We start from the raw sequence: 14,598 nt of genomic DNA, 5'->3' as shown, positions 1-14,598 counted from the left end.
CCGGATATCCGCAGTCCGGTTTCTGCCGCAATACCTTCCTGTCTCATGTCGGCCCAGTCCGTGCTCAGTCCGGGCTAAGTTTTCCTGGCTACATTTCCCCTGTCCACCAAATCTTCCTGCTCATTTTGCAATGCGCCGCGTGTTGTGGTTGTCGCAAGCCATCATCAAGCCGACCGTCCATCATCGTTCATTGCCAGCGCTCCATCATGGAAAATATCAATAACATTGTCTTCTTGTGGTTGAATGCCTCCTCACATCCCAGTCTGATTGCCGTCGACCTGGCCACGGTGCTCGCAGAATTCCAAATCTGGATCGTTCCGATCGTGATTGCCGTGATCTGGTTGCGCGGCCACGAGCCTCAGCGCCGAACCATGCTTGTCGCGACCGCAGCCGGCCTGATCGCATTGTCCGCCAATCAGCTCATCGGCATGGTCTGGTGGCATCCTCGTCCTTTCATGATCGGACTGGGACACACACTGATCCCGCATGCCGCCGACTCTTCTTTTCCCAGCGATCATCTGTCACTGTGGTGGGCGGTGGCCTTCAGTTTCCTGCTTGCCCCTTCGTTGAGACTTTCCGGGATTATCCTCTGCATTTTTGGTTTGCCATTGGCCTGGGCACGTATCTATCTCGGCGTGCACTTCCCCTTCGATATGGCAGGGGCCGCCATCGTGGCGATGCTCAGCGCAATCCTCGTGCACCGCCTTCCTGCCTGGTGTCTTGATGTCACTTACCAGGTGACGATCCGCATCCACTGCCGTCTTCTCTCCAGGTTCATCGCCAATGGATGGGTTCGTGGCACCAGCTAAGTGAGAGCTAAGTTCAACGGTTCAGACTTCTCAACATTAAATTTCTGTCAGGAGAGCGACATGATCATGCCCAATGTCGAACATCCCAAGCACTGGCTGAACAAGGTTCCCGAAATCGGTTTGTCGTTCTGGATCATCAAGATCATGTCGACTACGGTAGGTGAGACCGGGGCGGATTTTCTCGCATTCCATGTTGGATGGGGCCAGGCAATCACCAGCGCGATCATGGCAAGCATCCTTGCAGTCGTTCTTTTTGTCCAGTTGAAGACTCGCCGGCATATCCCCTGGCTCTATTGGATGAGCGTGATACTGGTCAGCATCGTGGGCACTCAGATTACCGATCTCCTGACTGATAACCTGGGCATCAGCCTTTATGTCAGTACCAGTGTCTTCTCTCTGTTGCTCGCCGTGATCTTCTTCGTGTGGTATCGCGTCGAGCACAGCCTGTCCATTCACCATATCGTGTCACGTCGCAGAGAGCTTTTCTATTGGGCCGCCATTCTGTGCACTTTTGCTCTGGGCACTGCCGCTGGCGACCTGGCAACAGAGGCATTGGGCCTGGGATTCGCATGGGGTGCGCTGATCTTCGGCACGCTGATCGCTATCACCTACCTCGCCTGGCGCCGGGGTGGCAATGCGGTCGCCAGCTTCTGGATTGGCTATATCTTGACACGACCTTTCGGTGCAGCGCTGGGCGATCTGCTGACCCAGAACAAGGCGGACGGTGGCTTGGGAATGGGAACGATGTGGATCAGTGCGTTGTTTCTGGCGGTCATCATCATGCTGGTCGCCGCCGCACAGGTTGGCACCAGCAGGCAGCGATCAGCCTGAACATCTGCGGGCGATCAAACTTTGGCTCGACGAACTGCTGCGTCTACGATCAATTTCGAAGGAAGATAGATGAAAACATATTCTGAAAATGTCTTGGCAAAAGTGCCCGAAGTGACTCTGGGATTCTGGCTCATCAAGATCGCAGCGACCACGCTTGGCGAGACCGGAGGTGACGCGGCCTCCATGTCGATGAACCTCGGCTATCTGACCAGTACGGGCATCTTCGCTGCACTCTTCCTGATCGCTGTGGCGTACCAGATCAAGTCCAAAACTTTCCATCCCTTGATCTATTGGTCCACGATTATCGCCACCACCACCGTTGGTACCACGCTGGCTGATTTTGCGGATCGCTCCTTGGGGATCGGTTACGCCGGTGGCACGACCTTGTTGTCGGCGCTTTTGCTGGCGTCCCTGTTGCTTTGGAAGCGCATGCTTGGCTCTGTTTCCGTGAACACGGTAAGCAGCCCGCGAGCAGAAATGTTCTACTGGATGACCATCATGTTTTCGCAGACATTGGGCACGGCACTCGGGGACTGGACGGCCGATAGCGCAGGACTGGGTTATACCGGTGCGGCTGCGGTTTTCGGTGGACTGCTCGTTTTGTTGGTGTTGGCCTACTACGGAACAAAAATCTCCCGCACCCTGCTATTCTGGGCGGCGTTCATTCTGACGCGTCCACTGGGCGCCGTGGTGGGCGACTTTCTCGACAAACCGCTGAGTGCCGGTGGCCTGGCCCTGAGCCGCTACGGTGCGTCCATCGCGTTGCTGGCGTTCATGCTGTGCGCCATGCTGGTGTTCCGGCAGAGGGCGGCAACGGCAGCACATTGACACCATTCCAACGGAGGCAACATGCGGGTACTGCTGGTCGAAGACGACGCAATGATTGGCGAGGCGATCCAGGCCGCGTTGAAGGATGCGTCGTACGCGGTGGACTGGGTCAAGGACGGACAGATTGCCATCACCACCATCAGCAGCCAGCATTACGACATTGCCCTGCTGGACCTGGGATTGCCAGGCAAAGACGGGTTGGATGTGCTCAGAAGCATACGCGCGAAGAACATCCCGATTCCCTTGCTGATCATCACGGCGCGCGACGGGCTTGATGATCGGCTGCAAGGACTGGATGGCGGCGCAGACGACTACGTCCTCAAGCCCTTCCAGATGGCCGAGCTGCTGGCCCGCATGCGCGCGGTCCTGAGGCGTAAAGGGGGAATGGCTTCTCCTTTGCTCACCAATGGACTGGTGTCACTTGACCCGGTCAGCAAGGAGGCAAGTCTGCCAGAGGGAGGCGCGACGCAATTGTCCAACCGAGAGTTCGCTCTGCTCCACGCATTGCTGATACGTCCGGGAGCAATTCTGTCGCGCAGCGAATTGGAAGACAGAATCTATGGCTGGAACGAGGAAGTCGAAAGCAACGCGGTCGAGTATTTGATCCACGCCTTGCGCAGAAAGCTTGGCAGCGACATCATCAAAAACGTCAGGGGGGTAGGATGGATGGTCTCAAAAGGCGGCTGAACGAATCGGTTCAGCTGAAGCTATCCGTCACACTTTGCATGGCGATACTGGCCGTAGCCGTTGTGGCAGGGGTGTTTTCATTCGCCTCCGCGCTGGATGAAGCGCACGAGTTGCAGGACGATGTGCTTCGTCAGATCGCACATCTGATGGAACGCCAGCGACTTTCGCCTGGCTCTCCCGTGCCGGAGGTCAGTTTCGCTTCGTCGAACGAAGAGTCTCGCGTCATCGTTCAACATCTTGGCTATGCCGCCAGCAAAGCCGAAGTGGCTGCTGAAGAAGCACTCCCTCTGCCGTCCAACCTGACCGATGGCCTGCACAATCTTGACGCTGCGGGAGAGAATTTCCGCGTGCTGGTTCAGACCATGCCGGGTGGAGAACGCATCGCCGTTGCACAAGAGTCCGATTTTCGCGATGAAATCGCCAGAGACGGTGCCTTGAGGACCGTCATGCCCTTCCTGCTCCTGATGCCGGTCCTGCTGCTGATCGTCGCCGATCTGATCCGGAAAATGTTCCGTCCCATCGCGGCATTATCCAGGGAAGTGGACCAGCGCCAGGATGAGCAATTGCATCCGGTACAGACCAGTCACTTCCCTGTTGAAGTAAGACCGTTTGCGGTGGCCATCAACCGACTGCTGGGTCGGGTCGAGCAATCGATGGCGTCGCAGCGGCGCTTTGTTGCGGACGCCGCACATGAACTGCGCTCCCCCATGACGGCCATCTCTCTGCAGGCGGAAAGGTTGGCGCAAGCCGACATGCCGGAGCAGGCGCGGCAACGCTTGCACGCATTACGTGATGGAATCGACAGAGGTCGCAATCTTCTCAATCAGCTGCTGGACCTGGCAAAGGCTCAGTCGTCCGTGTCGGTGGTCGATACACCCGTCTCCGTCCAATCCGTTTATCGTCGGGTGTTGGAGGAGCTCATGCCATTGGCCGAGTCCAAGCAGATCGATATCGGCGTGGATGGTCAGCGAGATGCTCATCTGATGGTAAGCGAACTCGATCTGTTTTCGCTCCTCAGAAATCTTGTTGATAACGCCGTGCGGTATACGCCGAATGGGGGCAAGGTGGATCTTTCAATCGAATTTGACGATAAAAACGTGGCCTTGATTGTTGAAGATAGCGGGCCAGGTATCCCTGTGATCGAGCGGGCGCGAATCTTCGAGGCGTTCCACCGGTTGCTGGGTAGCGATCAGGTCGGCTCCGGCCTGGGCCTGTCCATCGTCAAGGCCATCGCAGACAGGCTGGGCGCGAGCATCACGCTGGGCTTCAGTGACGAGTCAAGTCAAACTGGACTGCGCGTGGTGGTCAACATCCCGAATCAATGAGTGCGTCAAACAGAAGTCCAAATCAGTGAAATCCAAGGAGCCATCATGTCCAACAGTGTTCAAGAACAATATTCACCCATCGCCAAGTTTTTCCATTGGATCACGGTGCTGCTCATCATCGCCCAGTGCACCATAGGCTGGACCATGCCAGATGTGGACGATCTGCAATCGCCCGAAGGATTGGTCAGTCTGCACATCTCGGTAGGATTGCTGATTCTCCTGGTCATGCTGGCCAGACTGATCTGGCGCCTGATCAGTCCGGCGCCCAAACCGCTCCATACGCGTGTGACGCTCACCGTGGTTGTCGCCAAGCTCGTGCATGGCGGACTCTACCTTCTTCTGGCCATCTCACCCATCCTGGGCTGGATGAACGCTGCAGAGCGAGGCTGGAACCTGTCCTTCTTCGGTTTGATGCAGTTGCCCGCCATCTTCCCGGCAAATTCCGATCTGCTGGCCACGATCGGAGATTGGCATATTGCCTCGGTCTGGGCGCTGTTGGCCTTGATTGGCCTGCATGTCTGCGGTGCGCTCTATCATCAACTTGTCGTTAAAGATGGAACGCTCTCGCGCATGCTTCCATTGAGCAAGCGGTAATCGTCAGCTTGTCCGCCCTGCAGGGCGTCGGTTTGCGCCCGGGTTCAAGCCTCAACAGACGTCTTCAAACTGCTCGGCCGGCATCGGACGTCCGAACAGGTAGCCCTGATAGCGCGTGCAACCCAGTGCCGCCAGGAACTGTTGCTGCTCGCGGGTTTCCACGCCTTCGGCAATCACTTCCAGGCCCAGGGCATCGGCCAGCGTGATGATGCTCTTGGCAATGGCCACGTCGCTGGGCGCAAACAACAGTTCGCGTACGAACGACTGATCGATCTTGAGCTGGTCGATGGGCAGGCGCTTGACCAGAGACAACGAGGAATAGCCCGTCCCGAAGTCGTCCAGTGACAAGGCCAGGCCATGCTGCTTGAGTTCCATCATCTTCTCGATGGTGGACTGAACATCGTCGACCATGGCTGATTCGGTCAACTCCAGCTTGAGATGACAGGGGTCGGCGCCGGTCGCCTTGATCGTTTCCAGCATGCACTGCACGAAGTCGGGCTGGCGTACCTGTACTGCGCTGACGTTGACTGCGATCACCACGGGCTGACGACGACTGTCGCGATTCCATCGGACAGATTGCCGACAGGCCTGCTGGAAGACCCAGTGGCCCAGCGGCAGGATCAGTCCCGATGACTCGGCTACCGGAATGAAGATGGCCGGTGAGACGCTGCCCCGGAAGGGACTGTTCCAGCGCGCCAGGGCTTCCACGCCGATCAGATTGCCGGCCTGGTCGCGCTGCGGCTGGTAATGCAGCAGGAATTCGCTGCTGCCGATGGCGCGCCGCAGATCGCTCTCCAGGCCCGTACGGAAATGCAGCGCATGCTCCATGGCCTGGTCAAACAGGCAGCAGGTATTGCGTCCTTTCTGCTTGGCCGCGTACATGGCCAGGTCTCCCTGGCGCAGCAGGTCTTCGACGCTGGCGCCTTGTTCCTGCATCAGGGCTACACCGACCGAGCAGGTTGCGAAATGGCTGAGCCCGTTCAGATCGAATCGCTGCTCCATGGCTGCGACGATGCGCTGGGCAAATCCGGTGGCGGTCTCCTCGATGATTGCCTGCGTCGCCGCTGGCTGCTGTTGCAACACCACGAACTCATCTCCACCCAGGCGCGCCACCAGGGCGCCTGCAGCCAGTTCCTGCAGACGTGCGGCAATCTGGCACAGCAGACGATCGCCGATCGAATGCCCCAGCGCATCGTTGAGGTCCTTGAAATTGTCGATGTCGATAAAGAACAGGGCCGCCTGATGTCCCAGGCCGCTGGCGGCGGCGATTCTGTCGAGCAACAGGCGTCGGTTGGGCAGCCCGGTGAGAGGGTCATAGAAGGCCAGTTGGCGGGTCTCCTCCTGCAGGCGTTTCTGGTCGCTGATGTCGACCTGGGTGCCGACATAGTGCGTAATGCGTCCGCTCGGATCGGCAACGGCAGTCAGCGTCACCACCGCGTAGAAGGATTCGCCATTGCTGCGCCAGACGCGCAGCTCTCCCTGCCACTTGCCGTCGCGCTGGACCAGTGCCCATAGTCGTGCGCGGAAATCCTCATGGTCTTCTTCGCGCTGGCACGGCGGCATGCCTGAGGCGGGTACCTCGTGCTGCTGGTAGCCGGTCAGTGCAGTAAAGGCGGCATTGGCATCGAGCACCTTGCGGTTGGCGTCCATCACCCAGATCGCCTCGGAGGAGTGGAAGGCCGCTGCCGCGATGCGCAGCGAGGTTTCGCTCTGCTGCAATCGGGCCGTGCGCCGGGCCACTTCGCGCCGCAGATAGGCCGCGATGCCCAGGGCGCCCAGCAATAGCACCAGTGCGCCACACAGCAGCCACCAGACATAGCCAGGCAGGGTGGTATTGCCGCGCCCCCATTTGCGCAGGATCTTGAAATAGATGGAATCGGGATCGCCCTGCCACTGGCTGAGCGCACGGTCGACCGCAGCCAGAATCTCGGGGGGCTGCTGTCTGGCGCTCACGAAGAACAGCTTCACCGGCTGGAATACGATGTTGGTATCGGCCAGGTGATAGCGGTCGACCAGCATGTCACCGACCTGCTGGCTGGCCACGAGGCCATCGATCTCGCCCGCTGCCGCCATCCTGAACCCGTCCTCGATGCTGTGCAGCGCGACCAGCTGGACCTTGATGCCGGAGTTGTCCATCAGGTTGCGGAAATAATTGGACTGCACCGAGTTTTCCAGCAGGCCTATCCGCTTGTCCTTGAGATCGAAGATGGAGTTGATCGCCACCGAGCGGTTGCGATAGAGAATGGACCAGCTGTAGAGCGCCGGAACGGTCGAAAAACGCATCAGTTTTTCGCGCTCCTCGGTCCATGCCACGTCAGGCAACAGGTCGATCTGGCCGTTCTCCACCTGCTGCAGGCAGGCCTGCCACTCACAGGGGACGAAGCGCAGTTGCCAGTGCTCGCGCTCGGCGATGAGTCGGATCAGATCAATGTGCAGTCCGCTGGCCGTGCCTTCGCCATCGAAGAAGATTTTTGGGGGATTCTGGTAAACCCCGACCGTGAGTACCTTGCCCGGTTCAGGTGGCTGCGCCTGTGCGGCAAGCCAAACACCGCAGCCGACCAGCAAGGCCAGCCCCACCAGCGCTGCCCGGCTGCGCAGAGCTACATGCAGCCAGCGCGCCGCTTGCCACGCGCGGTGGCATGGCGGCCGGTCTCGATGGCCGCCGGTCTGACTCTCCCCCGTCGCAGCCGGAATGGGTGCTGGATGCTTCATGCTGCCTGCGCCTGTCCCTGATTTGGTTTTTTGTCTACTTTATAGAACATCCAGCCAAATGGAAACCCTCATCGGAGCAGGGTATTGCGACCTGTCATGGGTGCTGCTTCCTCGTGGTATCCAGACATTCGCCCTGCCTCGAAAGACTTCCGCCACTACTCGCCCCTGGAGATGTATTTCCGAAGGGAAACAGGAGTTGGAAGCAACTTCCCTTACCTGGGGTTGATCTGACTAGCACGTGTCCTCCAATCCGGCTCATGATGCCATGCACCATGGAGAGACCCAGGCCTGTTCCCTTGCCGATGTCCTTGGTGGTGAAGAAAGGATCGAACAGGCGTGACATGTGCTGAGAGAGGATGCCGCGTCCTGTATCACGCACTTCGAGCGCCAGGTACATTCCGGAAAACCGCTGCTGAGCGAGGGCGCAGACCTGGTTGGTGATTTCCACCCGGTGCAGGATCATGTCGATGCGGCCCTGACCTTCGATGGCATCGCGCGCATTGATGATCAGGTTGACGAGCACCTGATTGAGTTCACCTGGATCCATCTTGATCGGCTCGGCATCTTCGATGCTGATCTGCAATTCGATGCTGGAGGGGATGGATTGGCTCAACATGGAGCAGGCCTCCCTGACGACATCGTCCACAGCGATCAGGCGGGCCTCGTCGCTGGGCTCGCTACGCGCGAAGATCAGCAGCCGTCGAACCAGATCGCGTGCGCGCTCGCTGGAGGCAATGATCTCGGCCAGATAACGTCCCAGCTTCGAGTGTTTGTCCACGACATGCCGCTCCAGTGCCAGGTTGGCATAGCCGAGGATGGCAGTGAGCATATTGTTGAAATCGTGGGCGATGCCGCCGGTCAGTTGCCCCAGAGCCTGGACCTTCTGCGATTGCTGCAGTTGTCTCTCCAGTTCCCCCTTGGCCTTTTGTGACTGTTCAAACTGCTGGCCGGATCGAACAATGCCTCGCACCAGGAGTCCGCCCAGCCCAGCGGCGAATACCAATCCGGCGCCCATCGACAGTAAAGAAATCTGCCAAAGTATGTTGAAGCGGGCTAGCGCCTTTTCGTATTCGGCATTGGCGCTGTCTAGCTGTAGTCGCGCCAGAGTGTGAAGATGGGTCCGATAACGCGCCGAGAGCGGAATCATCACATCGAGCTCGATCTTGCGGATTGCATCGTAATCGGCGGACTTCAGTGCAGTCAGGGCTGGAATGAATCCGGCTTCCCGAAAACGCTGAAGATCCGAGCGGAACTCCTCCGCCAGAGCGGCTTCCTCCGGTGGTAGCGGCGTACTGAAATATTCAGCCAGGAGACGATCGACCGAAGAGAGGCTTTCCTCGGCATCCTTGAGATAAACGGCAGTGAACTCCGGTGTGCGGATGTTGCGCCCGATCGAGATGATCAGCCATGTTCGCTGCATCAAGCGCTGGATTTCAGCCAACTTCCACATGGGAACCGTGCGCTGCTCATACACCCGCTTGAGTGAATCATTTGCCTGATGCACACCGGCCAGCCCAATGACTCCTACCAGTAGCAGCAGCGAACTCAACAATGCCACGAGAAGGGTCAGACGACGCGAGATGGAACGTAACATCATGTGTGCAGTCCTTCCTGCGTCGCGCTCATTGGGCGGATTCCGCAGGCAAGTGGTGACTAAGCAGATCGGCAATCGCCTTGAGCAGCTCAGGTGCGGGGACCGGCTTTATGAAGAGGCGGTCGATTTGATAGCGGTCCAGGTCCTTGCTGTCAATCCCTTCGCCGAAGCCCGTACAGATGATCACGGGCAGCCCGGGCCGCAGTTCGCGCGCATGGCTGGTCAATTGCAAGCCGGTCAGGCCGGGCATGGTCTGGTCACTGATGAGCAATTCAATACGCTGGTGATTGCTGCGCAAGGCGCTCAATGCGATCAGGGGATCATTGAAGAGCCTCACCTCATATCCACTGTCATCGAGCAATTCACCCAAAAAACCGGCAACCGCGCGTTCATCATCGACAACCCAGATGGCCTGGCCGTTGCCCGGGCGTGCGCGTTTCTCGCCGATCACAGCCAGGGTGACCTCTTCGCTTCCATGTACCAATGGGAACAAGAGCTGAAATAGACTGCCGCGCCCTGGCTGGGACGAGACGATCGCATGGCCACCACATTTCTGCAGAATTCCCTGAACCACCGACAAACCCAGCCCGGTTCCCCTGCCGACTTCCTTGGTAGTGAAAAAGGGATCGAACAGACTTCCTAGGTGCTCGTCTGCGATACCGCTGCCGTTGTCGCCAACCTCGATACAGGTGTATTGGCCGAACAGGCGTTCGTGGGTAATGGCGCACACCTGTCCTTTCATCTTGCAGCCACGCACACGGATATCAATCCTGCCCTGGCCGGCAATGGCATCACGTGCATTGATGATCAGGTTGACCAGGACCTGGTTGAGCTCGCCCGCCTCCATGAGGATCGAGCGCTCTTCGTCACTGCGGCAACTGAGCTGGATGCTGGTGGGAATCGACGGTCGCAGCATGGCTATGACTTCTTGCACTACCTGGGACACGGAAATTACTCGCATCGGACCAACAGGCTGGGTACGCGCGAAGGTCATCATCTTGGCGATCAAATCACGGGCACGCTCACTGGCAGTGACGATCTCGCGCAGGTAAAGGGCAAGTTTGGACTCCTTGTCCTGCGCGAAACGACTCAGCGCAAGATTGGCATAACCCAGGACCGAAGCGAGGATATTGTTGAAATCATGAGCAATGCCGCCGGTGAGCTGTCCGAGTGCCTGGATCTTCTGAGCATGTTGCAACTGGCGCTCCAGATCCTGTTTGGCCATGCTGTGCTGCTCGTGCTCGCTCATGTCGCGGCAAAACACATAGCAATGCAGGGATTGCGGATCGTAGGCCACGGACATGTCCAGAGGAAGAATACTGCCGTCCTTGCGGATGTGGCGGCAGGAAAAGCGTGCATGGCCGTTTTGTACCGCTAGCGCCAGATAACGGCGGATATTTTCTTGCTCAGGCACGCTGGCGAGATCGTAGACGCTCATGTTCAGCAATTCATCCTGAGAGTAGCCGGTCATGCGCGCAAAGGCGCCGTTGCTCTCCAGAAACTTCCCGTCCGCACGAGATAGCCAGTAGCCATCAAGGGCGGTCTGCAAGACGCGCTGATGGCGCGCCTGTGTCTGGACGTTGCGGGTGATGTTTTCCGAGACAGCGACGTAACCTTCCAGCGCACCAACATCACTTCGGATCGGAGTGACCGTGCGATCCAGATAGAGATGCTCCTGATCCTTGTGGAGATGGACCAGATCACGCCACACTTCTCCGTTGACCAGGGCCTGTTTCATCTTGCGTCGTTCGTCCGGATCGGGTGTGAGCACCGGATCGAACAGCGACATGCTCTCATCATGGGCTCCCGGACATAGGGCGATTGCAGCGCGATTGCGCCAGCGGATGATGCCGTGGATATCGGTGACGCAGACCGGCGTAGCCGTCGATGCCAGTGCCAGGGACCGCACACGCAAGGCTTCATTGACTTCACGCAGCGCCTGCGTCTGCTGCGACAGGATTTCGTAGGGCTTGCGCACGCTCAGCAGGAACATCGCCCGGAACACCATCCAATAGGAAACGATCTTGTACAGATGGCCAACCATATTCTGCATGTCGTTAGCGACCAGATAGTTGGCGAAGAACAGTTCGCCCACGGCCGACAGGGAAGCAGCTCCGAACATGATGGCGTAGTAAGCCTCGCCGCTGGAGCGGGCGAGCACGTAGAAACGCCAGGCAGCAACTGCAAAGACGCTGACCAGAACGACTTCCGCACTGCTCTTGAGCAAGGTGGTCCCGTGTCCGCCAATGAAGAAATGCGGTACTAAGCGCTGATGGAACAGCACCATCCATGCCGTTGCCATGCTCGCACCGACAAACAGTAGCGCCAGAGCAATGCGATTGGTTCGCGAAATGGCCACATTCTTGCGGATGATGCAGCCGCTCAGAAGGCCCGCTGCGACCGTAGCCCGTGCCGCCAGCCAGAAGGAGATGCTTTTCTGCGAGTCATTGGTGGTGACGAAGTCAGGCATGCCGTTGATGGACATCATATGCAGAAAGTCCAGTATGCCCGCACTCAGCAGAGACAGCGAGATGATGACCAGCGACGTCGAAACGTGACGGGAGGGCGTGCTCCAGATGATGGCAAAAACCAGGAAGGAAATTAGTACCGAGATAAACTCCAGCACAGTATGAACCGGGACATATCCATCGATGGGCAGATGCACGTCTTCCAATGGCAGCATGACCGTAGCCAGATAGATCAGCAATGCCGTCACCAGCGCTTGCACTTGCGGCCGCAGACTGGCTCGACTGGCTTCCTGCGGTACATGCTCCTGCGCGGAATTCATGGCAATTCCCTGCGGCACCATTCGATCGCTCCCGTCGCCTGAATCTCTCCGAAGAGCCTGCATCCAAGGTCCTCCTGATTAGCCGGCGGAGGTTCGAGAAGCTCTGGCTGGTTCTCTGCGATTTCCAGGAACAAGCTTGTAATTTCGGGATCGCGCCAGCCGCGCTGCATTTCCTCTCGCATCGTCGCGATCACCTGTTCGCGCACCATTGCGGGCTTGTACGGACGGGCATGGGTTAGCGCATCATAGATATCAACGGTCTGGAAAATGCGTGCCAGCAAGGGGATGTCCCGCCCCGCCAGGGCATGGGGATAACCGGTGCCATCCCATCTTTCGTGATGGTGCAGGATGATCGGAGCGGTCAGACGCATACTCTTGAGTTCGCCGACGATGCAGGCCCCGATATGCACATGTTGCTGCATGAGCCGCCATTCCTCCTGCGTCAGCTTGCCCGGCTTGAGAAGGATGCTTTCGGGAATGCCCAGCTTGCCGATGTCGTGCAGCACGCCACCACGGCGCAGCGCCAGAAGTTCCTCAGCAGACAGACCCAGCGCCCGCCCCAGCACCACACTGGTGTGTGAAAGGCGGGTGCAGTGATCGCCCGTCGTGCCGTCCTTCGCTTCGACCATACGCGCCAGCGAGAACAGAAGACTCTCAGCGCTGTCAAGCTGGTCAGTCAGGCGCTTCTGCGCCGCAGCTGCGTCGACCCTGGCGATCAGTTCCGCCGGATGGTAGGGCTTGCGTATGAAGTCCGTCGCCCCCACCCCCAAGCTGTCGGTAAGATTGGCAATGTCGTTGCTGCCGGTGACCATGAGTACCGGCAGCAAGGCCAGCCCCAGTTCCCCGCGAATACGTCGGCATGTCTCGTCGCCATCCATCCCGGGCATGCGCTTGTCTAGCAAGACTACATCTGTCTCATGATGACGTAGCCATTCCAGCGCCTCTGTACCGGATTCACATTCGCTGACTTGATAGCCTGGTGAGTCGAGCAGTTCTCTCTCCAGCTTGCGATGCTGGGTATCGTCATCGACGATGAGCACCCGGACCGGAGGATGAGCAGGAAGGGCAGAAGAGTTGGCTAACGACATTGCGACTCCTTGGTGTCAGTTGCCCAGGCCGATCGTTTGCAACAGGCGGTCGGTGTCCAGGGGCTTGGTAAAGCAACATTCAGCGCCGACGGCGAGCAGTTCCTGTTCGTCTTGAGGAGTCAGGTAGCCGCTCATGGCCAGCACCCTTATATCGGCATTACCTTCGACCTGCTTGATGCGGCGGCAGACCTCCGTTCCCTTCAGGCCGGGCATCATCAAGTCCAGCAACACCACGTCCGGCCGGAAGGTGTGAACCTTCTGTCCTGCTTCGAAACCGTCGAAGGCCGCCTCTACCACTGTCCTGCCGGAATCATCGCTGAACAGTTCCTTGAGAAATCCGACCAGAGTTCGATCATCGTCTACCACCAGGATACGAAGCGGGCCGGTATTTCCCTGGGGATTCCAGGCACGGGCAAAACGCTCGACCACTTCGGCACGATAGCGCCGATGCCCGCCGGGCGTGACCTCTGCTTCCAGCAGTCCTCTCTGAGCCCAGCCACGCACGGTGATGGGCGAAACCATCATGCGCCTGGCGACTTCGCTGGGCGTCATGTAGGTCTTTTCCTCTGTAATGTCTTCCATGCTTATTCATCCATTAAATCGATTTAATCGATTATCAACAGCTGCTGGATGTTTGTCCATAAAAGACCACCAGAATCAAGAATTGGATTAAATCGCTTAAATCGATTGACCGCGCGCCGATTTGAACTATATCATCGATTCAATCGATTTTAAACGATCAATCGAATTAGCTTCTCATGAAAGGGAAAAGGATGCACCAGACTCCGACCACGGCCAGTAGCAGTCTTGTGACGTCTTCAGTGTCCGAGTACCTGGCATTTGTGCTGGGCCAGGAGCATTACGGGATCGATGTGCAGAACGTGCAGGAAATCCGATCCTATGAGAGGCCCACCCAGTTGGCCGATTCGCCCGCATTCATCAAGGGCGTGATCAATTTGCGCGGCGTCATCGTACCGGTGGCTGATTTGCGGCTGCGCTTTCAGATCGAGGTTGCACGCTATGGCGCATTGACGGTGGCCATCATTCTCAACGTGAAAGGGCGCACGGTGGGGTTGGTGGTTGACGCCGTCTCGGAGGTCGTTGCGCTGTCGAGCGACGAGGTCAGGCCCATGCCCACCATGTCGGCCGCTGTCGGGGCAGCCTGTGTAAGGGGGGTGGGGACTGCCAATGGACGCATGCTCATGCTGGTCGATATCGACAAGCTGATGACGGAAATGGGAATGAATGGCCAGCACGCTTTAAGGGAAGCATCGCTGGCAACAGGCTGCACAACTTAGGCATGCTTTGTGGCCGCTACAACGTACTGAACTAAAAGGGGAAG

At 58.2% G+C, this 14,598-nt stretch carries 12 protein-coding genes; 7 read left to right on the top strand and 5 right to left on the bottom strand.

Annotation, left to right across the window (positions count from 1 at the left end; genetic code table 11):
* Positions 1-206 precede the first annotated feature (206 nt).
* The 6 genes from ACODSZ_RS02205 (at position 207) to ACODSZ_RS02180 (ending at position 5,074) form a co-directional block, all read left to right on the top strand.
* Positions 207-809, top strand: a complete 603-nt coding sequence (locus ACODSZ_RS02205; RefSeq protein ID WP_488926951.1) for an undecaprenyl-diphosphatase — start codon at positions 207-209, stop codon at positions 807-809.
* A gap of 60 nt (positions 810-869) precedes the next feature.
* A complete protein-coding gene (locus ACODSZ_RS02200; protein ID WP_488926950.1) occupies positions 870-1,640 on the top strand; it encodes a COG4705 family protein in 771 nt (256 codons plus the stop codon).
* A gap of 69 nt (positions 1,641-1,709) precedes the next feature.
* The gene (locus ACODSZ_RS02195; RefSeq protein WP_241822446.1) at positions 1,710-2,468 is read left to right on the top strand and encodes a COG4705 family protein; all 759 of its coding nucleotides are present in this window, start codon (positions 1,710-1,712) and stop codon (positions 2,466-2,468) included.
* Between the two features lie 21 nt (positions 2,469-2,489).
* Positions 2,490-3,155 (top strand): response regulator, encoded by a 666-nt coding sequence (locus tag ACODSZ_RS02190; protein WP_488926949.1) that lies wholly within the window; start codon positions 2,490-2,492, stop codon positions 3,153-3,155.
* Positions 3,131-4,480 (top strand): sensor histidine kinase, encoded by a 1,350-nt coding sequence (locus ACODSZ_RS02185; protein WP_175343556.1) that lies wholly within the window; start codon positions 3,131-3,133, stop codon positions 4,478-4,480. Before ACODSZ_RS02190 ends, ACODSZ_RS02185 begins: the two co-directional genes overlap by 25 nt.
* 45 nt (positions 4,481-4,525) lie before the next feature.
* The gene (locus ACODSZ_RS02180) at positions 4,526-5,074 is read left to right on the top strand and encodes a cytochrome b (RefSeq protein WP_175343557.1); all 549 of its coding nucleotides are present in this window, start codon (positions 4,526-4,528) and stop codon (positions 5,072-5,074) included.
* A gap of 51 nt (positions 5,075-5,125) precedes the next feature.
* Here ACODSZ_RS02180 and ACODSZ_RS02175 read toward each other — a convergent pair whose 3' ends face one another.
* The 5 genes from ACODSZ_RS02175 to ACODSZ_RS02155 all read right to left on the bottom strand — a co-directional run bounded on the left by ACODSZ_RS02175 (position 5,126) and on the right by ACODSZ_RS02155 (position 13,838).
* Entirely contained in the window at positions 5,126-7,786 is a 2,661-nt protein-coding gene (locus tag ACODSZ_RS02175) for an EAL domain-containing protein (RefSeq protein WP_488926948.1), read from the bottom strand.
* 94 nt (positions 7,787-7,880) lie between these two features.
* The gene (locus tag ACODSZ_RS02170; RefSeq protein ID WP_488926947.1) at positions 7,881-9,383 is read right to left on the bottom strand and encodes a Tar ligand binding domain-containing protein; all 1,503 of its coding nucleotides are present in this window, start codon (positions 9,381-9,383) and stop codon (positions 7,881-7,883) included.
* A gap of 25 nt (positions 9,384-9,408) precedes the next feature.
* Positions 9,409-12,168, bottom strand: a complete 2,760-nt coding sequence (locus tag ACODSZ_RS02165) for a hybrid sensor histidine kinase/response regulator (RefSeq protein ID WP_488926946.1) — start codon at positions 12,166-12,168, stop codon at positions 9,409-9,411.
* Positions 12,165-13,256: a response regulator gene (locus ACODSZ_RS02160; RefSeq protein WP_175343560.1), complete on the bottom strand. Its 1,092-nt coding sequence runs from the start codon at positions 13,254-13,256 to the stop codon at positions 12,165-12,167. The genes ACODSZ_RS02165 and ACODSZ_RS02160 overlap by 4 nt, the downstream gene beginning before the upstream one ends.
* Before the next feature lie 15 nt (positions 13,257-13,271).
* A complete protein-coding gene (locus ACODSZ_RS02155) occupies positions 13,272-13,838 on the bottom strand; it encodes a response regulator (RefSeq protein WP_175343561.1) in 567 nt (188 codons plus the stop codon).
* 191 nt (positions 13,839-14,029) lie between these two features.
* Between ACODSZ_RS02155 and ACODSZ_RS02150 the strand changes: the two genes are divergently transcribed.
* Positions 14,030-14,554: a chemotaxis protein CheW gene (locus ACODSZ_RS02150; RefSeq protein ID WP_488926945.1), complete on the top strand. Its 525-nt coding sequence runs from the start codon at positions 14,030-14,032 to the stop codon at positions 14,552-14,554.
* The last annotated feature ends 44 nt before the right edge of the window (positions 14,555-14,598 follow it).

Source organism: Herbaspirillum sp. FG34, from assembly GCF_057809315.1.
The sequence above is the reverse complement of the archived record's forward strand: the minus strand, read 5'-3'. Positions and strand labels throughout refer to the sequence as shown.